The sequence below is a fragment of the Streptomyces sp. HUAS TT11 genome (assembly GCF_051553595.1).
Classification (GTDB): domain Bacteria; phylum Actinomycetota; class Actinomycetes; order Streptomycetales; family Streptomycetaceae; genus Streptomyces.
In genome coordinates this window covers 2,416,863-2,440,223 of the sequence record NZ_CP196184.1, presented here as the reverse complement: position 1 = coordinate 2,440,223, position 23,361 = coordinate 2,416,863, and the positions used below count along the sequence as shown (strand labels likewise).

Below are 23,361 nucleotides of genomic sequence, written 5' to 3'. Positions count from 1 at the left end.
GGATCGAGATTCTGTACCACTTGGAGCCTAGTCTCGACGGCATGACAAACGACTCGGCTCCTCGTGTCGACTTCTGGTTCGACTCCGCCTGCCCCTTCGCCTGGATCACCTCCCGCTGGCTGCTGGAGGTCGAGCGCGAGCGGCCGCTCGACCTCCGCTTCCATGCGATGAGCCTCCACCTGCACAACCTCGGCAATGAACTCCCGGCCTGGTACCGGGAGCTGGTCGACAAGTCGATCGGCCCGGTGCGCGTGGCCGTGGCCGCGTCCGAACGGTACGGCGAGAAGGTGCTGAGGGACCTGTACACGGCCTTCGGCACCCGGATCCACGAGCGCGGGGCGGAGGACTTCGACGCGGTGGTGACCGAGTCCCTCGCCGAACTCGGGCTCGCGGCCGACCTCGCCGCGGCCGCGCACGACCCGGCATACGACGAGGCCGTGCGCCGCAGCCATGACGCCGGAGCCGAGCCCGACTCGGGCGGTTACGTGGGGACGCCCACCCTTCATGTCGACGGTGCGGTGTGGTTCGGACCGGTCCTGCGCGCCGTTCCGCGAGGCGCGCGAGCGGCCGAACTCTTCGACAGCTTCCGGGTCCTGGCGGCGCACCCCGACTTCTTCGAGCTCAAACGCACCAGGACCGGGGGACTGCGCTTCGGCTGAGCCGACGAGCGCACGGCCGGGGGCGACCTGCGGCACGGCCGCCCGGCACGCCCGGGCTCAGGCTCCGAGGGCCGTCACCATCGGCAGCCGTGCCTCGTCGTACCGTTCCAGCACCACCCTGGCCACCTCCCGTGCCGGGCCGAGTACCGCGGCCAGGACGTCCGCCCCGGCGGCGCCGCGGGCGATGCGGTCCGGCAGGAACCCGGGGGCGAGGACGTACGGGGCCACGGCCACCCGCGCACAGCCCGACGCCCGCAGTTCGCGCACCGCGTCCTCGGTGCGCGGAAGGGATGCGGAGGCGAACGCAGGCCGCACGGCGCACCAACCGGTGTGCCGCCACTCCCGCGCGATTTCTGCGATCACTGCGATCGCCTCCGGGTCGGTGGATCCCGCCGACGCCAGCACGACTCCGGTGCAGGGCCGGTCGGCGGGCCGCAGCCCCGCTTCCCGCAGACGCCGTTCGAGGGCGCGCAGCAGCAGGGGTGAGGGTCCCAGCACGTTCGCCTGCCGGATCCGCAGCCGGGGCGGTGCCTGGCTCAGGACCGCCGGGATGTCGGCCTTCGCGTGGAAGGCCCGGGTCAGCAGGAGGGGCAGCGCCACCACGTCCCTGACGCCCTCGGCCGCGAGGGACTCGAGCACCCCCTGCACGGACGGGACGTTGAAGTCCAGGAAGCCGGTCTCCACGCGCAGCCCGGGCCGCAGCGACCGTACCCGCCGCACGAGGGCGTGCACGGTCGCGGCGTGCCGCGGATCGCGGCTGCCGTGGGCGATGACGAGGAGAACCGGCTTGTGCATGGGGATCAGCCCTTGACGAACAGGCCGCGGCTGCGCAGAACCCACCGCTCCAGCGGACTGAAGATCAGCAGGTCGATGGCGATACCGACGAACAGGATCAGGAGGACGGCCTCGAACACCATGGCCATGGAGCTGGCGTTGCGGCCGTTCTCCAGCAGCGCGCCGAGGCCGATGCCCAGGTCGGGGGAGGAGGCGATGATCTCCGCCGCCATCAGCGAGCGCCAGGAGAAGGCCCAGCCCTGCTTCAGTCCGGCCAGATAGCCGGGGAGGGCGGCCGGCATGACGATGTGCCAGGTGCCCTTCAGGCCCGTCGCCCCCATGGTGCGGCCCGCCCGCAGGAACAGCGGCGGCACCTGATCGATGCCGGAGACCAGGCCGTTGGCGATCGACGGGACGGCGCCGAGCAGGATCACCGCGTACATCATCGAGTTGTTCAAGCCGAGCCAGATCACGGCCGGCGGCACCCAGGCCACCGACGGCAGCGACTGGAGTCCGGACAGGATCGGTCCGATCGCCGCGCGGACGAACTTGACGCGGGCCACCAGAAGGCCCAGCGGGGTGCCGATCGCGAGGGCCAGCAGGAAGCCCAGCAGACCGCGCGAGACGCTGGTCCAGATATAGCCGAGCAGCTTGCCCTGGAGCCAGGCGTCCTCGACCTCGCCCCACACGTCACCGGGGGAAGGCAGCTTGGTCGGGTCGTCGACGACCTTGAAGGTGATCAGCGCCTGCCAGATCACCAGGACGACGACGACGGCCAGGACGGGCGGCAGGATCTTGCCGACGAAGGTCTGCCGGAACGTGGCGCGACCCGTGGCCGAGGACTCCAGGGCGTCCAGCCCGGCCTCCAGACCGCTCAGTCCCGGGCTGTCCCCGGCGGCGGTCTTCGCCGTCGTGCCGGTGGTCTCAGTGCTGGCCATGACGGCGGATCTCCCCACGCAGTACTTCGGTGATCTCGAGGGACAACTCCGCCACGGGAGCGTCCTCGATGCGGCGCGGCTGCGGTATCTCCACCCGCCACTCGCGTGCCACCCGGCCGGGCCGGGAGGAGAGCAGGACGACGCGCTGCGCCAGCCGTACCGCCTCGCGCACGTTGTGCGTGACGAACAGCACGGACAGTCCGGTCTCCGCCCAGATGCGCGTCAGCTCGTCGTGCAGCACGTCGCGTGTGATGGCGTCGAGTGCCGCGAACGGCTCGTCCATCAGCAGCAGCTGGCTGTCCTGCGCCAGCGCACGGGCCATGGCGACCCGCTGGCGCATGCCGCCGGACAGCTCGTGCACCCGCTTGCCGTACGAACCCTGGAGGCGGACGAGTTCGAGCAGCTCCTCGGTCCTGCCGCGCCGCTCGCTCTTGGGGACCCCCCTGAGCTTCAACGCGAGTTCGATGTTCTTGCCCGCGGTGAGCCACGGGAACAGGGCGTGCTCCTGGAACATCAGGGCGGGGCGCCCGTCGGTCGTGATGCTCCCGGCGGTGGGCTTGTCCAGCCCCGCCACCAGGTTGAGCAGTGTCGACTTGCCGCAGCCCGAGGCACCGAGCAGAGTGACGAACTCTCCCGGTGCCACGTCCAGGGTGATGTCGTCGAGGACGAGCTGCTGCCCGGCCGGCCCGGCGAAGGACTTGGAGACATGCTCGATGCGGGCTGCGTGCTCCGTCGACGCGGCGCCTTCGGCGGCCTTGGCGAGGGCGGTTGCCATGGTCGTCACCTCCTGGGGACTCATCGGGATCTGGGCTTACTCGACGCCGAGACCGGCGTCGTCGACCGTGCTCTCGCCCTCGGACTCGAGCACCTTGTTCAGCAGCGTCAGGTCGTGGATGCCCTTCAGCTTCGGCTCCTTCAGCAGGCCGGCCTCGACCGCGTGCCGCGCCTCGGTGTCCAGGGTGGCGGCCAGCGGATCGTCCGTGATCCGGATGGACTTCCAGGCCGGGTCCAGGACGTCGGCGGGCAGGGCCTTGCCGGAGTCGGCCTCGAGCTGCCTTTTCGCCGCGGCCTTCGCCTCGTCCGGATGGGCGTTGATCCACTTGTTGGTCTCGACGGAGGCCCTCAGTACCGCCTCGACGGCGTTCGGGTGCTCCTTCAGGAACGTCTGCGACACGACGATGTTCGTGATGACGAACTTCTTGCCGGGCCAGAGATCCGATTCGTCGAGCAGTACCCTGCCGCCCTCGGCGACCAGTTTGGACGCGGTCGGCTCCGGCACCCAGGCGCCGTCGATCGAGCCGGACTCGAAGGCGTCCGGGGTGACCTTGTTGTCCATCCGGAGCACCGAGACGTCGCCCTTTCCGCTCTCGGCGTCGACCTTCCAGCCCTGGTCCGCGATCCAGTTCAGGAGGGCGACGTCCTGCGTGTTGCCGAGCTGAGGCGTCGCGATCTTCTTGCCCTTGACGTCCTTCAGGGACGTGATCTTCTTCGGGTCGACCACCAGCTTCACCCCGCCGGACGCCGACCCGCCGATGATGCGCAGACTCCTGCCGCCGGACCGGGTGTAACCGTTGACCGCGGGGGAGGGCCCGATCCAGCCGATGTCGATCGAGCCCGAGTTGAGGGCCTCGATCTCGGAAGGACCGGCGTCGAAGGTCTGGTACTCGGCCCGCGTCGCCCCGAGCGACTTCTGGAAGAAACCCTTCCGGGCGCCGACGAGCGCCGTCGCATGGGTCAGGTTGCCGAAGTACCCGATCTTCACGGAGTCGAGGCCGTCGACCTTCCCGGCACCGGCGGCGACCTGCTGCCCGGAGGAGCCGCTCACGGCCTCGGACCCGTAACCGCAGGCGGTCAGCGCGAGGAGCGGCAGAACCGCGAGAGCGGTCAGACCGCCGCGCAGGAGGGGGAGGGTGGCACCCCCGTTGCGGCGGAGCCGAGCGAGGGGGCGGATGGCAGGCACGGGAGGTTGTCCTCTCGTCGGCCCGGCGGTCACGGTTCGTCAGGCCGCGGCCGGGCGTTCGGCAGGGGGTCTTCGTCGCTTCCGGGGCGGCAACGCCCTCCCGGTGCGCGTCAGGACGCACATCGCGCCACTCCGCCCTGTCCGCTGCCGAGGGCGCCGCTGCCGACGCGGCCGCCCTCCTTCGCGAACGTCGAGTAGAAGCAGGTACTGGACATGGTCAGAAGTCCCACCCGTCGTCGGCCCCGTCCTGCACCGGCTCGGGCGCGGCGAACGACTCGCCGACCATGCCCGCGGTGAGCGTGGTGCCGTCGGCCGGGTCGATCAGGATGAAGGAGCCGGTGCGGCGGGAGTCCGCGTACACGTCGACCGGCAGCGGTTCCGCGGTGCGGATCTTCACACGGCCGATGTCGTTGGCGACGAGCTGTCCCGGGTGCGGGTGCAGGGACAGGTCGTCGAGCGTGAGCCGGGACGGGATGTCCTTGACGATCGCCTTGACCGTGCGGGTGCCGTGCTTGATCAGTACCCGGTGGCCGACGGTCAGCGCCTCGTCGGCGACGTGGCAGACCGTGGCCTCGATGTCCTGCGTGGTCGCGGGCGCGTCCTCGCTCGGCACGATCAGGTCGCCGCGCGAGATGTCGATGTCGTCCTCCAGCAGGAGCGTCACCGACTGGGTGGTCCAGGCGACGCCGACCGGCCGGCCCAGCAGATCGATGCCGGAGATCCGGGAGGTACGGCCCGCGGGCAGCACGGTGACGGCCTCTCCGACGCGGAACGAACCGGCGGCGATCTGCCCGGCGTAGCCCCGGTAGTCGGGGTGCTCGGCGGTCTGCGGCCGGATCACGTACTGCACCGGGAGCCGGGCGTGGCAGTGGCTCAGATCGTGGCTGACGGGGACCGTCTCCAGGTGCTCCAGGACGGTGGGGCCGCCGTACCAGTCCATGTTCGAGGACGGCTCCACCACATTGTCCCCGGCCAGCGCGGAGATCGGGATCGCGGTGACCTCGGGGACGCCCAGCTCGGACGCGTAGGCCGTGAACTCCTCGGCGATCGCGGCGAACACGGACTCCCGGTAGTCCACCAGGTCCATCTTGTTGACCGCGAGTGCCACATGGGGGACCCGGAGAAGCGCGGCGATGGCGGCGTGCCGACGGGTCTGCTCGACGACTCCGTTGCGGGCGTCGACGAGGATCACCGTCAGCTCGGCGGTGGAGGCCCCCGTCACCATATTGCGGGTGTACTGCACATGGCCGGGGGTGTCGGCGAGAATGAACCGGCGCCGGGGCGTGGCGAAGTAACGGTACGCCACGTCGATCGTGATCCCCTGCTCGCGCTCGGCCCGCAGGCCGTCCGTCAGCAGCGCGAGGTCCGGGGTGTCCTGGCCGCGGTTGCGCGAGGCGTGCTCCACGGCCTCGAGCTGGTCGGCGAGGACCGACTTGGAGTCGTGCAGCAGCCGGCCGACGAGCGTGGACTTGCCGTCGTCGACGGATCCGGCGGTGGCGAACCGCAGCAGGGTGGTGGCCGAGAGCTCCTCGGTCGTCGTGCTCATGTTAGAAGTACCCCTCGCGCTTGCGGTCTTCCATCGCGGCCTCGGAGAGCTTGTCGTCGGCGCGCGTGGCGCCGCGCTCGGTCAGCCGGGACGCGGCGATCTCGGCGATGACGGCGTCCAGCGTGGTGGCGTCGGAGTCGACGGCACCCGTGCAGGACATGTCACCCACGGTCCGGTACCGGATGAGGCGCTTCTCGACGGTCTCGCCGTCCTTGGGCCCGCCCCACTCGCCCGCCGTCAGCCACATGCCGGCCCGCCGGAACACCTCGCGCTCGTGGGCGAAGTAGATCTGCGGCAGTTCGATGCCCTCGCGGGCGATGTACTGCCAGACGTCGAGCTCGGTCCAGTTGGACAGCGGGAACACCCGGACGTGCTCGCCCGGCGCGTGCCGCCCGTTGTACAGGTTCCACAGCTCCGGCCGCTGGCGGCGCGGGTCCCACTGGGAGAACTCGTCGCGCAGCGAGAACACCCGCTCCTTGGCGCGGGCCTTCTCCTCGTCGCGCCGTCCGCCGCCGAAGACCGCGTCGAACCGTTCCTTCTGGATCTTCTCGGTCAGCGGCAGTGTCTGGAGCGGGTTGCGGGTGCCGTCCGGACGCTCCTTGAGGAGACCGCGGTCGATGTAGTCCTGCACGGAGGCGACGTGCAGCCGCAGGCCGTGCCGGGCCACCGTGCGGTCGCGGTACTCGAGGACCTCGGGGAAGTTGTGCCCGGTGTCCACGTGCAGCAGCGTGAACGGGACCGCCGCGGGGGCGAACGCCTTCACCGCCAGGTGCAGCATGACGATGGAGTCCTTGCCGCCGGAGAACAGGATCACCGGCCGTTCGAACTCTCCCGCCACCTCGCGGAAGATGTGCACCGCCTCCGACTCCAGCGCGTCCAGGTGGCTCAGGGCGTACGGGCTGTCCGTGCCCTCCTCCGCCTTGGCGACCGTGGTCATGCCAGTCCCCTTTCGCTGAGCAGCGTGTACACCGCCGCCGCCGACTCCTGCACGGTCTGGTTCTGGGACTCGATCCGCAGATCGGGCGTATCCGGCTCCTCGTACGGGTCGTCGACCCCCGTCAGGCCCCGGAGTTCGCCGGCGGCCTGCTTCGCGTACAGGCCCTTCACATCGCGTACGGCGCACACCTCGACCGGAGTCGCCACGTGCACCTCGATGTACGGCGCCCCGCTGTCCTGGTGCCGCTTGCGCACGGCCTCGCGGCTGTCCGCGTAGGGCGCGATCACCGGAACCAGCGTCTTGACGCCGTTGCGGGCGAGCAGTTCGGCGAGGAAGCCGATGCGCTGCACGTTCGTGTGCCGGTCCGCACGGCTGAAGCCCAGGCCCGCCGAGATGAACTCGCGGATCTCGTCGCCGTCGAGGACCTCGACCCGGTGGCCCTCGGCGCGCAGCCGGCCGGCCAGCTCGTGGGCGATGGTGGTCTTGCCGGCGCTCGGCAGACCCGTGAGCCAGACGGTGGCCCCGGTCGTCACGTATGTCTCCTGAATGTCCGTCATGGTCAGCCGTGCAGCCCGCACTCGGTCTTGGACCGGCCCGCCCAGCGCCCGGCCCGCGCGTCCTCGCCCGCGAGGACCCGGCGGGTGCAGGGAGCGCAGCCCACGGAGGCGTAGCCGTCCGTCAGCAGCGGGTTGGTCAGGACCCCGTGCTCGGCGACATAGGCGTCCACGTCGTCCTGGGTCCAGCGGGCGATCGGCGAGATCTTGACCTTCCGCCGCTTGGCGTCCCAGCCGACGACCGGCGTGTTCGCCCGGGTCGGGGACTCGTCGCGGCGCAGGCCGGTCGCCCAGGCGTCGTAGCCCGTCAGCCCCTCCTCCAGCGGCTGCACCTTGCGCAGCCTGCAGCACAGGTCGGGGTCGCGGTCGTGCAGTTTCGGGCCGTACTCGGCGTCCTGCTCGGCGACCGTTCGGCGCGGAGTGAGGGTGATGACGTTGACGTCCATCACCGCCTCGACCGCGTCACGGGTGCCGATGGTCTCAGGGAAGTGGTAGCCGGTGTCGAGGAACACGACGTCGACACCGGGCATGGCGCGCGAGGCGAGGTGGGCGACCACCGCGTCCTCCATCGAAGAGGTCACGCAGAAGCGGGCGCCGAAGGTGTCGGCCGCCCACCGGAGGATCTCCAGCGCCGAGGCGTCCTCCAGATCGCGGCCCGCCTGCTCGGCGAGCGCCTCGAGTTCGTCGGTGCTCCGCTCTTCCCGCGTTGTCGTCATGTCCCGTCCCCTCCCCGATCGGTCTGCACGAGCCCCCGGGCCAGAAGTCCCAGAAACTTCAGCTGGAAGGCGCGATTGCACGCCCCGCACTCCCACGCGCCATGGCCCTGCTCACTGGGCCGCAGGTCCTCGTCCCCGCAGTAGGGGCAGTAGAAGGGAGCAGCTCGTTCGCTCACGACAGAGCCTCCTCCGAGGCGCGGGCCGCCCAGGTCGCGAACCGCTCGCCCTCCTCGCGCTCCGCCTGGAACCGCTTCAGGACGCGCTCGACGTAGTCCGGAAGCTCGTCCGAGGTGACCTTCAGACCGCGCACCTTGCGGCCGAACCCGGCCTCCAGGCCGAGTGCGCCGCCCAAGTGCACCTGGAAGCCCTCGACCTGCTCGCCCTTGTCGTTCAGGACCAACTGGCCCTTGAGGCCGATGTCCGCCACCTGGATGCGGGCGCAGGCGTTCGGGCAGCCGTTGATGTTGATGGTGATCGGCTCGTCGAAGTCCGGGATGCGGCGCTCCAGTTCGTCGATCAGCGCGGAGCCGCGCGCCTTGGTCTCGACGATGGCGAGCTTGCAGTACTCGATGCCGGTGCAGGCCATGGTGCCGCGCCGGAAGGGAGAGGGATGCACGGTGAGGTCGAGCGCCTCCAGACCCTCGACGAGCGAGTCGATCCGGTTCTCCTCGACGTCCAGCACGATCATCTTCTGCTCGACGGTGGTGCGGACCCTGCCGGACCCGTGCGCCTCGGCGAGTTCCGCGATCTTCGTCAGGGTGGCGCCGTCGACGCGGCCGACCCGCGGGGCGAAGCCGACGTAGAAGCGGCCGTCCTGCTGCCGGTGCACCCCGACGTGGTCGCGCCAGCGCTCCACGGGCTGGACGGGTGCCGGCCCGTCGATCAGCTTCCGCCGGAGGTACTCCTCCTCCAGCACCTCGCGGAACTTCTCCGCGCCCCAGTCGGCGACGAGGAACTTCAGCCGGGCGCGGGTGCGCAGCCGCCGGTAGCCGTAGTCACGGAAGATCGAGATGACGCCCTCGTAGACGTCCGGAACCTCGTCCAGCGGGACCCAGGCGCCGAGGCGCTGCCCGATCTTCGGGTTGGTGGACAGACCGCCGCCGACCCACAGGTCGAAGCCGGGGCCGTGCTCCGGGTGGACGACGCCGACGAAGGCGACGTCGTTGATCTCGTGCGCCACGTCGAGCAGCGGCGACCCCGAGATCGCGGTCTTGAACTTGCGCGGCAGATTGGAGAACGCCGGGTTGCCGATGACCCTGCGGTGGATCTCCTCGACGGCCGGGGTGCCGTCGATGATCTCGTCCTCGGCGATGCCGGCGACGGGCGAACCGAGGATGACGCGGGGGGTGTCGCCGCAGGCCTCGGTCGTCGACAGCCCGACGGCCTCCAGGCGGTTCCAGATCTCGGGCACGTCCTCGATCCGGATCCAGTGGTACTGGACGTTCTGCCGGTCGGTGATGTCGGCCGTGCCGCGCGCGAACTCCTGCGAGACCTCGCCGATGGTCCGCAGCTGGCGCGTGGTCAGGCGGCCGCCGTCGATGCGCACGCGCAGCATGAAGTAGGTGTCGTCCAGCTCCTCCGGCTCGAGGACGGCGGTCTTGCCGCCGTCGATCCCCGGCTTGCGCTGGGTGTACAGGCCCCACCAGCGCATTCGGCCGCGCAGGTCGTTGGGGTCGATGGAGTCGAAGCCCCGCTTGGAGTAGATCGTCTCAATACGTGTCCGTACATTGAGACCGTCATCGTCCTTCTTGAACTGCTCGTTGCCGTTGAGCGGGGTGAAGTGACCCACGGCCCACTGGCCCTCGCCACGGTGACGACTCACCTTGCGACGGGGCGTGGCGGGATTCTGCGGGGTGGCAGCCATGGTGGGTACGTCCTTCGGGACAGACGGAGGAGCGGCTCTGACCTGCGCATAGGGGTACGCGACAAGCGCGCGCGTCGTTGCGCGAGGAGGGAGAAGAAAGAAGATCCGGTAGTGGCTGGAGGCTGTCAGCTCGCCGGACAGATGGCGCTGGACATGCGGCCGAGATCGACGTGCCGTCGACTCACCAAGGCGATTCCAGTTCCAGACATGACGGAAGCGTGTCACGGCGTTCTGGACGCAGTCCAGCATTGTCTGTCATGCGGACACCCTTGTCTCGAAGAGCGAGACAAGGGTGCGTTCGGTCACATCGTCGGGGTGTGAGGTGTCGACGCAGGTCAGGCGGGGTACGCCCCGGACCAGGGTCCCGGCGTGGAAGTCTCGGGCTCTTCCTCGACCTTGGTGTCGAAGAGCGTGAAGCCCCGGCGCAGGTAATTGTCCATCGCGTGCTCGCCGTCCTTGCTGCAGGTGTGCAGCCACACCCGCTTCGTCGGCGACAGCCCAGGCCACCGGTCCGCGAGGTCCCAGGCGCGGGCGGCGCCGTGGGACAGCAGGTGCCCGCCGATCCGCCGGCCCCGGAAGGCCGGGAGGAGCCCGAAGTAGACGATCTCCACGACACCCTCGTCCTGCGCCTCCAGCTCCACGTACCCGGCGGGCGTTCCGCGGTCGTGGGCGACCCAGGTCTCCACACCCGGACGTGTCAGGTGGTCCCGCCACCGCGCGTACGTCCAGCCGAGCCGGTCGATCCAGCGGATGTCCCCACCGACCGACGCGTACAGAAAGCGGCTGAACTCCGGCGACGGCACCTCCGCGCGGACGATGCGGACATCGCCCTCGGGAGCCGTCGCGGGCCGCATGTCCGCCGGGGACGTCTGCTCCAGGGACCAGGTGGTCACGGTGAGGGTGCTCATGCCGCCAGGGAATCATGGCGGCGAGCGGTACGACAAAAGGGTTCCGGTCCCCGGTCGGCGCCCCACGTGCTACTTCAGCGCGTCGTCCACGGAGGCCAGCGGTACCGCGTACAGCACCCGGCCCCCGGCCGGCCCGGGCACCGGTCCGTCGCCGCCGCTCGTGGCGCCTGCCGTCAGCGTCCACACCTCGCCGGTCTCCGGCCAGTAGGACAGGGACGCGGTATGGCGGCCCCAGCAGGCGCGGCTCTCGTCGGCCGAGCATGTGGCGGCCCCGGCGCCGGAGAGGTCCTGCCGCCAGAGCGTGCCGTGCCGGCCGCCGACGGAGGGTGCGCGGTCGACGTACCAGTCGGCCCGCGCCGCCCCGCCGTGCCGGTGCGAGAGAACGCCCTGCACACCGGCCGCGTCCGTGCGGTACGCCTCGCTCGCCCGGACGTCGTGAAGCCCGTCCGCGGCGAGCAGGCCGGTGTGCCCGGGCGCGGTGCTGAACGGGTAGCGCCACACACGCGCGGGGGAGTCGGTGCTCCCCCGGCGGAAGCGCTCGGCCGCCACCAGGCTGTCCGGGACCGAGGTGCGATCGAGCGAGAGGGCGGAGAAGCAGGGGACCCCGCGGTCGTCGGCCCTCGAGCAGGGGCCGCCGGTCAGACGGTAGGAGCCCACACTGGGCAGCACGTACCGGTAGCCGTGCGCGGCGTAGCCGCCGTGGACCCGGCCGATCGCGGGCCCGTCGACATTCGCCTTGAGGATGCGGTGCAGATCGAAGACCAGCAGGGAGCCGCGGTCGGTGACGTAGAGCTTGTCCTGGTACCAGACCATGCCGGACAGCCCGGTGCGGACGGCGGAGAAGTCCTTGCCGTCGGAGCGCGGGGTGACGAGCAGCACCCATCGGTAGGCGAGTCGGGCCGGGTCGTTCGCGTCGATGAAGGCGATCCGGGCCAGGCCCCGGTCCCCGGCGCGCTCGATCGAGCCGCCGCCGTCATGCGTCCAGCCCGACAGGATGACGCGGTCGGCGCCCCAGCGGCCGTCGTCCTGGGCGTCCCCGGAGGTGGTGACGGACCGGGGTACCCAGTCCCCGGCCGTGGCGTCGTCGCCGGCCCAGCAGTACGCGCGGGTGGCGGCCGGTTTCACCGGCAGCGCGGAGGTCTCGGCGGCATCGCACGCGTTCTGGTCGCGCATGGTGCGGTCGGCGGAGGCGAGGACGTCGTGCACACCGACGCCGCCGCCCGTCGCACGGCTCAGCCTGTCGAGCGTGGTGCGGCCGGTGAGTTCCTCGTGCAGCCGCAGCTTCGCCGTCTCGGTCGCGGCGGTGACGGGGGTCAGGCCGCCCGGGCTGTCCCCGCCCGCGGCCTGGGAGGTGCTGATCAGCGTGGCCGCGGCGGTCAGCGCCAGAGCGGCTCCGGCCAGGGTGGCCCGCAGGGCGCGACCTCGGCGTTTGCGGCGATGCCTGCCACGCTGTGTCATACAAACCTCCCGGCGTAGGCCAACTGCGCCTCGTGGTCCGGACATTGACATGAGGAGCGGGTGGGGTGGCCTGTGCAGGGGATGCTACGGCAGAGGGATGCGCGGGCGGTCGAAGACCCGGGAAATGCAGGGTAATCCCCACCGACGGGGCTAAACGCCGGGGCGGGGTACGAGCGGGAGTGCGAGCCGGGAGCCGCCCGGCGGATCGGGGGGCGGTTCGCCGCCGGGGGCGCCGCCTCCCCGCGTACGTACCACCGCGGGCGCCACCGAGTGCGGCAGCAGGTCCAAGGGGTCGGCCGGGGGCAGCAACTCCACCTCCGCCGCATCGCAGAAACGATACGGCCGGTGTTCCAGGAACGCTCCCAGGTACCTCCTCACCCGCGACATCTCCGCGCGGACCGTGACCGTGCGGGCCGGGTCCCCGAACATGTCGGCGGCCAGCTCCGCGGCTGTGCGGCCGGTGCGGTGCAGGGCCAGCAGGTAGAGCAACTCCGCGTGCCGGGCACTGAGTTCGTGGGTCCAGGAGCTCGCGTCGCCCGACACCGTCACCGACCAGCGGCGCGGTTGCGAGACGTCCACGACGACCCGTGCGGTGCGCGCCGGCGCGGGCACGTCCGCGATCCGGATCAGCCAGCCGCCCGGCAGCGGCTCCACCGTGCAGGGCCCGAGCGCGGGCAGCAGCGTACGGCCGGGCGGGAGCGATGCGGGAAGGGCGATGCGTCCGGTGTACGGCATCCCGGTCACCGCGGCCGTCCAGCCGTCCGTGTCGACGGCGAGCGCCTGGCCGCCGAGCTTGGCCAGCACCGGCGCGGCCACCGCGCGCAGCCGCTCCAGGGAGTTCAGATGCAGCTCCCGCAGCCGTGCCTCCGCAAGCTTGGCCACCGCGTCCACCCAGGCGAGCGTCGCCGGGTGCATCGTCTCCAGCGGGCCGCTGATGTCCACGACCCCGATCAGCCGGCCGTCGCGCGGGTCCGTGATCGGTGCGCCCGTGCACGTCCAGGGGGCCAGGGCCCGCACGAAGTGCTCGGAAGCGAAGACCTGTACGGGACGCCGGGTCACCGCCGCGGTGCCCACGCCGTTGGTGCCGACGGCTCCCTCCCCCCAGTCCGCGCCGGGCTCGAAGCCCGTACCGTCCGCCTTGCGCAACACCGGCGAGGAGCCCTCCCGCCACAGGACCCGCCCGTCGCCGTCCGCGACGACCATGATGTGCTGCGCGACGTCCGCGACCGACAACAGGCCCTCGCGCAGCACCGGCAGCACGTGCCGCAGGCGCGAGTCCTGACGGCGCCGCTCGATCTCGTCGCGTCCCAGCGGATCGGCCCGGACGTCGTGCTCCGGGTCGACGCCGCTGCGCAGCATCCGCCCCCACGACGCCTCGATCACCGGGCGCGGCGGGACCGGTGCGCGCTGTCCCGAGAGCGTCGCGTTGCGTACGTCGTTGAGCACGCGGGCCGCCTGCGCGGCGTCCCGAGCGGCGAGCCGTGCGACGTCGTTGCCGTCCGAGTGCGCCACTGGAACCGCCCCCAAGGCGTGGTCGTCCGATCTGGCTCGGTGCCGTCAGCCCTTTCCGGACACGCAGACTCCGGACCGGTGTTGACGGTTGTTCTCATTTTGCCGTCTGCCCGTCACGGAGGGGCGCACTCCGGCAACAGTGAGCAGCAAGTTGCAACCTCTTGCAACCCTGGCGGACGGCCCATGGGTCATTGAAACTTGTGCAACGCCGCTCCGGCGGCGTCCGTGCTCCTTGAGGGGGGCCAGAACAAGCGGGGGTGGTGCCGTGTCGGCGCAGCACCACCCCCGCGATGCGCGACCGGGGGGACGCGCGAGACGTCACGGGCTGGGGGGAGCCCGTGACGTACGGACCCGGAGCAGCCGCGGCAGCCTTGCGGGACATGGCCGGAAGACGTCAGGCGATGGGCCTCGCCCGCTGCACCACGGTGGCCAGATCCAGTCCGTGCGGCAGAGTGCCGAAGGCCGAGCCCCAGTCCCCGCCGAGCCGCGAGGCGCAGAAGGCGTCGGCCACCTCCGGCGGCGCGTAGCGCACGAGGAGCGACCCCTGGAGCACCAGCGCGATCCGCTCGACCACGCGGCGTGCCCGCACCTCGACGTTCTCCAGGTCGGCCAGTTCGCTGAGCAGGTTCTTGGTCGCGGCGTCCAGTCGGTGGTCCGCGCCGCGCGCCCGGCCCACCTCCCGGAGGAAGGCGTCGAGCGCCTGAGGCTCGCGCTGGAGCGCGCGCAGCACGTCGAGCGCCTGGACGTTGCCCGCGCCCTCCCAGACGGAGTTCAGCGGAGACTCGCGCAGCAGCCGGGGCATGCCCGACTCCTCGACGTACCCGTTGCCGCCGAGGCACTCCGACGCCTCCGCCACCAACGGCGTGCACCGCTTGGTCACCCAGTACTTCGCCGCCGGCACCGCGAGCCGGAGGAAGGCGCGCTCCTGCTCGCCCCCCTCGTCGTACGCCGCCGCGAGCCGCAGCGCGAGCGTCGTCGCGGCCTCCGACTCCAGAGCCAGGTCGGCGAGCACATTGCGCATCAGGGGTTTGTCGACGAGCTTGCCGCCGAAGGCCTCCCGGTAGGTGCAGTGGTGGATCGCCTGCGCCACCGCCTGCCGCATCAGCGCGGCGGAGCCGAGGACGCAGTCGAGGCGGGTCGCCGCCACCATCTCGATGATGGTGCGCACCCCGCGGCCCTCGTCACCGACCCGGCGCGCCCAGGTGGCGTCGAACTCGACCTCGCTGGAGGCGTTGGACCGGTTGCCGAGCTTGTCCTTGAGCCGCTGGATCCGGAAGACGTTGCGGCTGCCGTCCTCCAGCACGCGCGGCAGGAGGAAGCAGGTGAGCCCGCCCGGCGCCTGGGCCAGCACCAGGAACGCGTCCGACATGGGCGCCGAGCAGAACCACTTGTGACCGGTCAGCTCGTAGGTCCCGTCCTCGGCGAGCGGCCGCGCCGCGGTCGTGTTGGCGCGTACGTCGCTGCCGCCCTGCTTCTCCGTCATCCCCATGCCGAAGATGACGCCGGCCTTCTCCGCGGCGGGGCGCAGCTCCCGGTCGTAGACCGTGGAGGTCAGCCGCGGCTCCCACTCGGCGGCCAGCGCGGGGTCCGTGCGCAGGGCGGGGACGGCGGCGTGCGTCATCGACAGCGGACAGCCGTTGCCCGCCTCGGCCTGCGTCCAGAGCACGAACGCGGCGGCCCTGCGCACATGCCCGCCCGGCCGTGACCACGCCGCGGTCAGGCCCGCGGCGACGCCCTTGCCGAGCAGCCGGTGCCAGGAGGGATGGAACTCGACCTCGTCGATCCGGTTCCCGTAGCGGTCGTGGGTCCGCAGCCTCGGTGGGTTCTCGTTGGCCTGCGCCCCCCACTCCTGCACCTGGGCGGAGCCGGCGCTCCGCCCGAGTCCCGAGAGATCGTCGCGGGCCTCGTCGAGGAGCGCGGGGTCGAGATGCCGCTCGACGGCCGCCACGAGGGCACGGTCGGCGGTGAAGACGTCGTATCCGACCAGCGGCGGAGCCTGGTTGGTCACGGTGTGCGTGGTCGCTGCCATGAGCCGAACCTACCCTTCGGTACGCTCCCGGTCACCCGTCGCGCCGGGGAGTGCGTCACATGCCGCGGGGCCCGCCCCACCAGGAGATGAGTGGGGGCACCGGCGACGGATACCGTTGAGGCGTGCAGTCAGCAGCAAGAGAGAACCCCGAGCGACCTCCCGGACGTCTCCACCGGGCGCGTGCCCTCTACCGGAACGTCTCCAAGCGCAGGACGGCCTGGCTGTTGCTCAAGGACACGGTCAACTCCTGCATGGAGTACCGGATCCTCGGGCTCGCGGCCGAGGCGGCGTTCTTCACGCTGCTGTCCGTGCCGCCGCTGCTGCTGAGCCTCATCGGGCTGCTGGGCTACGTCGACGCCTGGACCGGCGCCGACACCATCCGGAGCCTGGAGAACAACCTGCTGGAGGCGTCGCGCACCGTCCTGTCCGACAAGGGCGTCACGCAGATCGCCCAGCCGATCCTGCACGACGTGATGAAGGGCGGCCGTCCCGACGTCATCTCCATCGGCTTCCTGTTCGCCCTGTGGTCGGGATCCCGCGCGGTGAACGTCTTCATCGACACGATCACGGTGATGTACGGGCTCGACGGCACCCGGGGCATCGTCAAGACCCGGCTGCTCGCCTTCGTGCTCTTCATCGTCGCCCTGCTGATCGGCTCGGTCGCCCTGCCCCTGATGGTGGCGGGGCCCGACGCGGTGGTGAACGTCGTTCCCTGGTCGACGACGGTGGTGCAGGTCCTGTACTGGCCGGTGGTCATCGTCCTGTCGGTCGTGTTCCTGACGACGCTGTACCACGTGTCCGTGCCCGTCCGGTCCCCCTGGGTGGAGGACGTGCCCGGGGCCCTGGTGGCCCTGGCGATGTGGGTGCTCGGGTCCTTTCTGCTGCGCATCTACCTGACCAACACCATCGAAGGACCGACGATCTACGGTTCGCTGGCCGCGCCCGTGGCCGTGCTGCTGTGGATCGGCGTGTCCGCCTTCGCGGTGCTGGTGGGCGCGGCCGTCAACGCGGCGATCGACCGGGTGTGGCCCGCCGCGGCCACGTCGGCCGCCCGAGCGGCGAACGAACGGCTGCGTCAGGAGCAGGCCGCGGAATACGTGGCCCGGGCGACCGCCCGCGCCGAGGACCCCGATGACCCCGACATGCCGTCGGAGTTCCCGGAGCGCTGGTCGCGCTTCCTGCCCCCGGAAGACGTCACGTCCCGCCTGCGGACGCAGGCCCGCGGCCCGCACCCGTCGCCGCACGGCGGCCGGCACCCGTCGCCGCACAAGGGGGAGGACCGGGGCGAGTGAGAGACGGCCGCGCCGTTCCCGCCGGGCACCGCGGTCTCGGTGACCGCCCGCCGGGACCTGTGCGCCCTCATCGCCGTCACGGGGCGGCCGGAGCCCGCACCTGACGGCCGGCGCGCCGCGCGCGGACGCCGGTGACCGCCTCCTCCGCCGGTCCGACGGGAGGCGGGGAACCTCAGCCCGGGCCGAGCCGCGACGCCTCACCGTGGCCGTCGTCGGGATCCGCGCCCGGTGGGCGAAGCGCCTCCTCGGCCACCTTGCGCCGCGGCGGCTTGTCCCCGGCGACCAGCCCGGCGGCACGCGCCAGCTCGGCCCTCAGCTGGTCGAACGCCACCGCCCCTGACAGTTCTCGCAACCTGCGACTCCTGCTCATACAACCTCAACGCGCCGACGCGCCCGGCCGTCACCTGGATGCGGCCGAATGGAGTATGTCTTCCCGGCACCGGCGGCCCGGGGGAGCGATCGCAACTGCGCACAGGCCGCGGCCCCCACGTCGTGGCGCCCGGGCCGCCGACTGGCCCGTGCCGCGCCGGGGACGTTCCCTGGAAGAGTGACACCGTTGCGTATCGACGTGCACGCCCATCTGTGGACCACGGAGTACCTCGACCGCCTCGAACGGCTGGGGAGGACCGACACGGGCGTCCGGCGCGGAATCGGCGCCGAGGCGACCGAGGCCGATCTGGACCACCGTTTCGCGCTGATGGACCGGGCGGGAGTCGACCTTCAGGTGCTCTCCGCGACGCCGCTGTCCCCGCACCTGGCGGCGGAGCCCGATGCCGTGGAGTCGGCCAGGGCGGCGAACGACACCTACGCGGAGCTGGTGGCCCGCTTCCCGGAACGCTTCCGGGCCTTCGCCGCGCTGCCCCTGCCGCACGTCGACGCGGCGCTGCACGAGCTCGCCCGTGCCTTCGACGAGCTCGGTGCCGTCGGTGTGGCAGTCACCACGACCGTACTGGGCCGCACGCTCGCCGATCCGCTCTTCCACCCCGTCTACGAGGAGCTGGACCGGCGCGGGGCCGTCCTGTACATCCACCCGGCGGGCGAGGGCGCGGCCAGCCCGCTGATCACCGGGTACGGGATGACGTGGATGGTCGGGGCTCCGGTCGAGGACACGGTGGCCGTCATGCATCTGATCCTCGCGGGCGTTCCCGCGCGCTGTCCGCGGATGCGGGTCCTGGCCTCGCACCTGGGTGGCGCGCTGCCCCTGCTGCTGCGCCGCCTCGACGATCACGTGGTCTTCGAGTCCCCCGGGACGGCCGAGCCGCCCTCGGTTGCCGCCCGCCGCCTCTGGTACGACACGGTCAGCTACGCGCACACGCCGGCGCTGGTCGCCGCGGTGGCGTCCTTCGGGGCGGACCGGCTGGTACTCGGCACGGACTTCCCGTACGAGGACGGGGAGGTGTTCCTGAGGGCCGTCGACCACATCGCCGGCTCGGGGCTCACCGAGGAGGCCGCCACGGCGATCCTCGACACCAACGCGGCGGACCTGCTCGGTCTCTCGGGGTCCTGACCGGCCGCTCCCGCCGGGTCCGGCGCACACTCCGGCCGGTCACCACCGCAGGGCTACGCTCGGCCGGTGACCTTCCGCGTTCTGGTGTACACCCGCACCACCGACTACCGGCACGACTCCATCCCCGACGCCGTCGCCGCCGTACGCGGCCTCGGACAGGCCCATGGGTTCGAGGTCGACGCCACCGAGGATCCCGGCGCCTTCGAGTCGCCCCTGGATGCCTATGCGGTGGTCGTCTTCCTGTCCACCAGCGGCGAGGTGCTGACCCCCCGGGGCCGCATCCGGCTCGAGGCCCGGCTGCGTGACGGCGGCGGTTTCGCCGGCGTGCACGCGGCGGCCTGCACCGAGTACGACTGGCCCTACTACGGCGGGATGCTGGGTGCCCGGTTCGCGCGGCACCCCGCGTACCAGCCGGGGAAGGCCGTCGTCGAGGACCGTGGCCATCCGGCGACCCGGCACCTGCCCGCCGTGTGGGAGTTCACGGACGAGTGGTACGACTTCCGGGCGAGCCCCCGTGGTTCGGTGCGTGTGCTCGCCGCCGCGGACGAATCCTCCTACGAGGGCGGCGGGATGGGCGGCGACCACCCTCTGGTGTGGTGTCACGAACACGGTGGCGGACGCGTGTTCTACACGGCACTCGGGCACGCGTCCGAGGCCTACGCGGACCCCGACTTCCGGGCCCATCTCCTCGGCGGCATCCGCTGGGCGGCCCGGGTGGAGTAGGTGGTCGCACCGCGCGTGTCGCGGGCCCGGTACCCGACATCTCCGGCCGTCGTGAGGGAGGGCTCGTCCCGGACGCCGCTGCTCACGGGCCGTAAGGCCGGGACACGCGGGCGCCCGGGCGTTGGGCGGTCCGGGGGCCGGGGAAAGTGATGTGATGCGGTGAACCGGGCAGTCCCGGCATGGGAGGAGAGCCGTATGGAGCGTGCGGACGAGGTGGCCGTGAACGCGGAGAGCCCGGCGGATCCCGTGGTCCGCACCCCCTACGGAGCGGTGCGGGGCCGGTACGAGCAAGGGATCGCCGTCTTCCGGGGAATCCCCTTCGCCGCCCCGCCCTTCGGCCCCCACCGCTTCCGCCCGCCCGTCCCGCCCGAGCCGTGGGACGGTGTCCGGGACGTCGGCGTGTTCGGGCCGACGCCACCGAAGCCGCCGTACTCGGAGGCCTTCGCGCGCTATCTGTCCGACCCGGTGGTCGCCGGGGACGACTGCCTCAACCTCAACGTGTGGACCCCGGAGCCCGACCCGGGCGCCCGGCTCCCGGTGATGGTCTGGATCCACGGCGGCGCCCTGACCCGCGGCTCCTCCGCCGTCCCCGTCTACGACGGCGGCGCCTTCGCCCGCGACGGAGTCGTCCTCGTTTCCTTCAACTACCGGCTGGGCGTGGAGGGTTACGGCCTCTTCCCGGACGCGCCGCCCAATGCCGGGCTGCGCGACCAGCTGGCCGCGCTGGAGTGGGTGCACGAGGCGGTCTCCGCGTTCGGCGGCGACCCGGACCGGGTGACCGTCTTCGGCGAGTCCGCGGGCGCCATCAGCATCGGCGCCCTCCTGGCAAGTCCGCGCGCCCGGGGGCTGTTCCAGCGGGCGGTGCTGCAGAGCGGGCCGCCGGAGTCCACGGACCGGGACAGAGTGCGGCGCCTGGTACGGCGCATGGCCACAAGGCTGAAGGTGCCCGCGACGGCGGCCGCCTTCGCCCAGGTCGACCGCACCCTGCTGGCCGACGTCCAGGCGGAGGTGGGCCGTCGGGCCAGCCCGATCCTCGGGGGGCCCGCCTTCGGGATCGTCGTCGACGGTGACCTGGTGCCCCGTGACCCGCTGGAGGCGCTGCTCGAGGGTGTCGCCGGGGACATTCCGCTGCTTCTGGGCTGGACCAGCGAGGAGCACCGGCTGTGGCTCGCGCCGACCGGGCTGGTCGAGCGCATCGACCGGCTGGGCGCGGTCGCCATGGCCGGTGCGATGGCCCGCTGCCACTGCGGCCCCGACGTCCCCCGCGGCTACCGCAACGCCCGGCCGGACGACCCCGTCTCCGACCTGGTGGGCCAGATGGTGACGGACTATCTGCTCCGACGCCCCCTGCACCGTCTGGCCGAGTCCCGGGTGGGCGACGGTCACGCCGCCTCCCATGTCTACGAGTTCGCTTGGCGGTCGAACCTCCCGGGGCTCGGCGCCTGTCACGCCCTCGAACTGGGCTTCGTCTTCGACAGTGCGGGAGTTCCCGAGGCGGAGAAACTGGCGGGCCCCGACGCGCCCCGTGAACTCGCCCATGAGATGCACAGGGCGTGGGTGCGCTTCGCGACGGACGGCGAGCCGGGCTGGCCCGCCTGGGACGCCACCCACCCGGTGCGGATCTTCGGTGGCGACGGCGACCCCCTTGTGCACGGCCACCGCGACGCCGAGATGGACCTGTGGGAGACCGCTGCCACCGAGCCGCAGACCGCTCCCGCCCCCGGCGCGGGGAACGGGTCGCGGCTGCGGGGTGCCGTACCGCTGGCCGCGGTACGGCGGCTGCGCAGACCCGGGGGTGTGCGCCGCAGCGACATCGAGTGAACCGCGGGGCGACCGGCCCGCCCGGCGCGCTCAGCCGGACGCAGGGTCCGCTCTCAGCGTCCGCGCGACGGAGGCGATCGCCGCGGGACCCACCCGGCAGCATCCGCCGATCAACCGGGCCCCGGCGGCGCGCCAGGTCGTCACCCGGCTCGTGGTGAACGTCGTGCGGCCGTCCCACGCGCGGGCCCGCGCGTCCCAGGTCTCGCCGCTGTTGGGGTAGACCACCACCGGTTTGCCCGTCACGCGCGCGGCCGTCTCGATCGCGGCCTCCACGTCCTCGGGCGCGCAGCAGTTGACGCCCACCGCGATCACCTCGTCAGCGTCGTCGGCGAGTGCGAAGGCGTCCTCCAGCGGCTGTCCGGCGCGCGTACGGTCGCCGGAGACGGTGTACGACAGCCAGGCGGGCACGCCGAGACCGCGCACCGCCCGCAGCAGGGCCGCCGCCTCGTCCGCGTCGGGGACGGTCTCCAGGGCCAGCACATCGGGGCCGGCCGCCGCCAGCGCCTCCAGGCGAGGGCGGTGGAAGGCCTCCAGCTCGGCGACCGTGAGGCCGTAGCGGCCCCGGTACTCGGAGCCGTCGGCAAGCATCGCGCCGTACGGGCCGACCGAAGCCGCCACCCACAACGGTCGCCCGGCTCCCCCGGCCCGCGCCCGCTCCGCCGCCTCGCGGGCCAGATCCACGCTCAGTGCGAGCAGCCCCGCGGCCCGCTCGCGGCCGACGCCGCGCGCCGCGAATCCCTCGAACGTCGCCTGGTAGCTGGCCGTGATCGCCACGTCCGCACCCGCCTGGAAGTACGTGAGGTGCGCCTTTGTGACGGCTTCCGGCAGCTCCGCGAGCAGCCGCGCCGACCACAGCGCGTCGCTCAGATCGTGTCCGGCCGACTCGAGCTGGTTGGACATACCGCCGTCCAGGACGAGCGTTCCGGAGGCCAGGGCTTCGGCGAGAGGAGGGCGGGTGCTGCTGGTCATGTCCTGACGCTAGCCGACGGGCCAAGGCCGGCGCGCACCGTCGTACGGGCACCCGGCTGCCCTCGCACATGCTCCCGGCCGGTCGGCCCGAAGGCCGCGAAGCACCTCCGTGACGGGAAGTGGGACACCACGCATACCCACGTCAACGGCGCGACGGTGTACATGGGTCTGGTGCGCGACGCGCTGGTGCCGCAAGATCTGATACCGGAGGGTCTTTCACGTCAGGACGGCCCTCCCGCGCGGGGATCGCGGCCTCCGCCCACAGTCCCTGGGGCGTCCCGACCGGAACCGGGGCGCCCCAGGCCCACGCCGTCCGCGGCGGCCGTCGCGACACTTCGGCGGGCACCGAAGCGGCGGCCCGTTACGTTCTGCCGTATGACCCACTCCGCACCGCACGTGCCTGCCGAAGCCGTCACCGCCTTCGCGGATCTGCACCGCGCGGGCGAGCCCCTGCTGCTGCCCAACGCCTGGGACCACGCCAGTGCGGCGGCCCTCGCCGCGGCGGGGTTCGGGGCGATCGGCACCACGAGTCTCGGAGTGGCCGCTGCCGCCGGACTTCCCGACGGGGCCGCGGCGACCCGCGAGGCGAGCCTGGACCTCACCCGTCGCCTGGGCGGCGAACGCTACCTCCTCTCCGTCGACGCGGAGGGAGGCTTCAGCGACGATCCGCAGCAGGTGGCGCAGCTGGCCCATGCGTTGCGTGCGGCCGGAGCGGTAGGTGTGAACCTGGAGGACGGACTCGGCCCCGTCGGCCTGCACCGCGCGAAGATCGCCGCCGTCAAGTCCGCCGTGCCGGACCTCTTCGTCAACGCCCGCACGGACACGTACTGGCTGGGCGACGGGGACCCCGGGGACACCCTGCGCCGCCTCGACGCGTACCGACAGGCGGGTGCGGACGGTGTGTTCGTACCGGGCCTCACCGATCCGGAGCGCATCGCCGACCTCGTCCGCCGCTCGGACGTCCCGCTCAACATCCTGTACTCGCCCACCGGACCGAGCCTCGAGCGGCTGGCCGGGCTGGGCGTGCGCCGCGTCAGCCTGGGCTCCCTGCTCTACCGCCAGGCCCTCGGCGCGGCGCTGGCGGCTGCCGAGGCCGTCCGCTCGGGGCACCGGCCCGGCGGATCCGCTCCGTCGTACGACGACGTGCAGGCACTGGTCCGTACACATCCGGACGCGGGGGCCTGAGGGAGCGGC

General features: G+C 72.2%; 23 protein-coding genes. 6 read left to right on the top strand and 17 right to left on the bottom strand.

The genetic code is table 11. The annotated features are described in order from the left end of the window. Positions 1–41 precede the first annotated feature (41 nt). On the top strand, positions 42–659 hold the full coding sequence (locus ACSHXN_RS11005) for a mycothiol-dependent nitroreductase Rv2466c family protein (protein WP_355135889.1): 618 nt from the start codon (positions 42–44) through the stop codon (positions 657–659). A gap of 57 nt (positions 660–716) precedes the next feature. On the opposite strand, the gene ACSHXN_RS11000 is transcribed toward ACSHXN_RS11005, so the two are convergent. The 15 genes from ACSHXN_RS11000 to ACSHXN_RS10930 form a co-directional block, all read right to left on the bottom strand. Next, positions 717–1,454, bottom strand: coding sequence for a sirohydrochlorin chelatase (locus ACSHXN_RS11000; protein WP_355135891.1), 738 nt, complete (start codon positions 1,452–1,454; stop codon positions 717–719). 5 nt (positions 1,455–1,459) lie between these two features. Next, positions 1,460–2,371, bottom strand: a complete 912-nt coding sequence (locus ACSHXN_RS10995; RefSeq protein ID WP_355135893.1) for an ABC transporter permease — start codon at positions 2,369–2,371, stop codon at positions 1,460–1,462. Beyond that, on the bottom strand, positions 2,358–3,146 hold the full coding sequence (locus ACSHXN_RS10990) for an ABC transporter ATP-binding protein (protein WP_355135895.1): 789 nt from the start codon (positions 3,144–3,146) through the stop codon (positions 2,358–2,360). Before ACSHXN_RS10990 ends, ACSHXN_RS10995 begins: the two co-directional genes overlap by 14 nt. A gap of 36 nt (positions 3,147–3,182) precedes the next feature. Next, positions 3,183–4,331, bottom strand: a complete 1,149-nt coding sequence (locus ACSHXN_RS10985) for an aliphatic sulfonate ABC transporter substrate-binding protein (RefSeq protein ID WP_438303011.1) — start codon at positions 4,329–4,331, stop codon at positions 3,183–3,185. 217 nt (positions 4,332–4,548) lie between these two features. Then, positions 4,549–5,877: a sulfate adenylyltransferase subunit 1 gene (locus tag ACSHXN_RS10980; protein WP_355135897.1), complete on the bottom strand. Its 1,329-nt coding sequence runs from the start codon at positions 5,875–5,877 to the stop codon at positions 4,549–4,551. Position 5,878: 1 nt separating this feature from the next. Further along, positions 5,879–6,814 (bottom strand): sulfate adenylyltransferase subunit CysD, encoded by a 936-nt coding sequence (cysD, locus tag ACSHXN_RS10975; protein ID WP_355135899.1) that lies wholly within the window; start codon positions 6,812–6,814, stop codon positions 5,879–5,881. Continuing rightward, the gene (gene cysC, locus ACSHXN_RS10970) at positions 6,811–7,371 is read right to left on the bottom strand and encodes an adenylyl-sulfate kinase (protein WP_355135901.1); all 561 of its coding nucleotides are present in this window, start codon (positions 7,369–7,371) and stop codon (positions 6,811–6,813) included. The genes cysD and cysC overlap by 4 nt, the downstream gene beginning before the upstream one ends. Positions 7,372–7,373: 2 nt before the next feature. Continuing rightward, a complete protein-coding gene (locus tag ACSHXN_RS10965; protein WP_355798244.1) occupies positions 7,374–8,084 on the bottom strand; it encodes a phosphoadenylyl-sulfate reductase in 711 nt (236 codons plus the stop codon). Continuing rightward, entirely contained in the window at positions 8,081–8,260 is a 180-nt protein-coding gene (locus tag ACSHXN_RS10960) for a hypothetical protein (protein ID WP_059129589.1), read from the bottom strand. The genes ACSHXN_RS10965 and ACSHXN_RS10960 overlap by 4 nt, the downstream gene beginning before the upstream one ends. Next, entirely contained in the window at positions 8,257–9,948 is a 1,692-nt protein-coding gene (locus tag ACSHXN_RS10955; RefSeq protein ID WP_355135906.1) for a nitrite/sulfite reductase, read from the bottom strand. Before ACSHXN_RS10955 ends, ACSHXN_RS10960 begins: the two co-directional genes overlap by 4 nt. A gap of 125 nt (positions 9,949–10,073) precedes the next feature. Beyond that, positions 10,074–10,157, bottom strand: a complete 84-nt coding sequence (locus ACSHXN_RS10950; RefSeq protein WP_309486338.1) for a putative leader peptide — start codon at positions 10,155–10,157, stop codon at positions 10,074–10,076. Between the two features lie 126 nt (positions 10,158–10,283). Continuing rightward, positions 10,284–10,856 (bottom strand): GNAT family N-acetyltransferase, encoded by a 573-nt coding sequence (locus ACSHXN_RS10945; RefSeq protein WP_355135908.1) that lies wholly within the window; start codon positions 10,854–10,856, stop codon positions 10,284–10,286. A 69-nt stretch (positions 10,857–10,925) separates the two neighbouring features. Next, entirely contained in the window at positions 10,926–12,314 is a 1,389-nt protein-coding gene (locus ACSHXN_RS10940; protein ID WP_355135910.1) for a hypothetical protein, read from the bottom strand. 150 nt (positions 12,315–12,464) lie between these two features. Next, positions 12,465–13,826 carry a GAF domain-containing protein gene (locus ACSHXN_RS10935; protein ID WP_438303010.1) on the bottom strand — a complete coding sequence of 454 codons (1,362 nt, stop codon included), beginning with the start codon at positions 13,824–13,826 and terminating at the stop codon, positions 12,465–12,467. Between the two features lie 394 nt (positions 13,827–14,220). Further along, positions 14,221–15,855 (bottom strand): acyl-CoA dehydrogenase family protein, encoded by a 1,635-nt coding sequence (locus ACSHXN_RS10930; RefSeq protein WP_438303009.1) that lies wholly within the window; start codon positions 15,853–15,855, stop codon positions 14,221–14,223. Positions 15,856–15,977: 122 nt separating this feature from the next. Here ACSHXN_RS10930 and ACSHXN_RS10925 point away from each other — a divergent pair, with 122 nt between their 5' ends. Next, on the top strand, positions 15,978–17,147 hold the full coding sequence (locus ACSHXN_RS10925; RefSeq protein WP_355135916.1) for a YihY/virulence factor BrkB family protein: 1,170 nt from the start codon (positions 15,978–15,980) through the stop codon (positions 17,145–17,147). Positions 17,148–17,319: 172 nt separating this feature from the next. On the opposite strand, the gene ACSHXN_RS10920 is transcribed toward ACSHXN_RS10925, so the two are convergent. Next, the gene (locus ACSHXN_RS10920) at positions 17,320–17,499 is read right to left on the bottom strand and encodes a hypothetical protein (RefSeq protein WP_355135918.1); all 180 of its coding nucleotides are present in this window, start codon (positions 17,497–17,499) and stop codon (positions 17,320–17,322) included. A gap of 195 nt (positions 17,500–17,694) precedes the next feature. On the opposite strand from ACSHXN_RS10920, the gene ACSHXN_RS10915 reads away from it, so the two are divergent. The 3 genes from ACSHXN_RS10915 to ACSHXN_RS10905 all read left to right on the top strand — a co-directional run bounded on the left by ACSHXN_RS10915 (position 17,695) and on the right by ACSHXN_RS10905 (position 21,198). After that, positions 17,695–18,654: an amidohydrolase family protein gene (locus ACSHXN_RS10915; RefSeq protein WP_438303008.1), complete on the top strand. Its 960-nt coding sequence runs from the start codon at positions 17,695–17,697 to the stop codon at positions 18,652–18,654. 66 nt (positions 18,655–18,720) lie between these two features. Further along, on the top strand, positions 18,721–19,377 hold the full coding sequence (locus ACSHXN_RS10910; protein ID WP_355135922.1) for a ThuA domain-containing protein: 657 nt from the start codon (positions 18,721–18,723) through the stop codon (positions 19,375–19,377). 195 nt (positions 19,378–19,572) lie between these two features. Beyond that, positions 19,573–21,198: a carboxylesterase/lipase family protein gene (locus tag ACSHXN_RS10905; protein ID WP_438303007.1), complete on the top strand. Its 1,626-nt coding sequence runs from the start codon at positions 19,573–19,575 to the stop codon at positions 21,196–21,198. Between the two features lie 30 nt (positions 21,199–21,228). Here the strand turns inward: ACSHXN_RS10905 and mmuM are convergent, their stop codons facing one another. Continuing rightward, positions 21,229–22,167, bottom strand: a complete 939-nt coding sequence (gene mmuM, locus ACSHXN_RS10900) for a homocysteine S-methyltransferase (protein WP_438303006.1) — start codon at positions 22,165–22,167, stop codon at positions 21,229–21,231. A 375-nt stretch (positions 22,168–22,542) separates the two neighbouring features. Here mmuM and ACSHXN_RS10895 point away from each other — a divergent pair, with 375 nt between their 5' ends. Beyond that, the gene (locus ACSHXN_RS10895) at positions 22,543–23,352 is read left to right on the top strand and encodes an isocitrate lyase/PEP mutase family protein (protein ID WP_438303005.1); all 810 of its coding nucleotides are present in this window, start codon (positions 22,543–22,545) and stop codon (positions 23,350–23,352) included. Positions 23,353–23,361 lie beyond the last annotated feature (9 nt).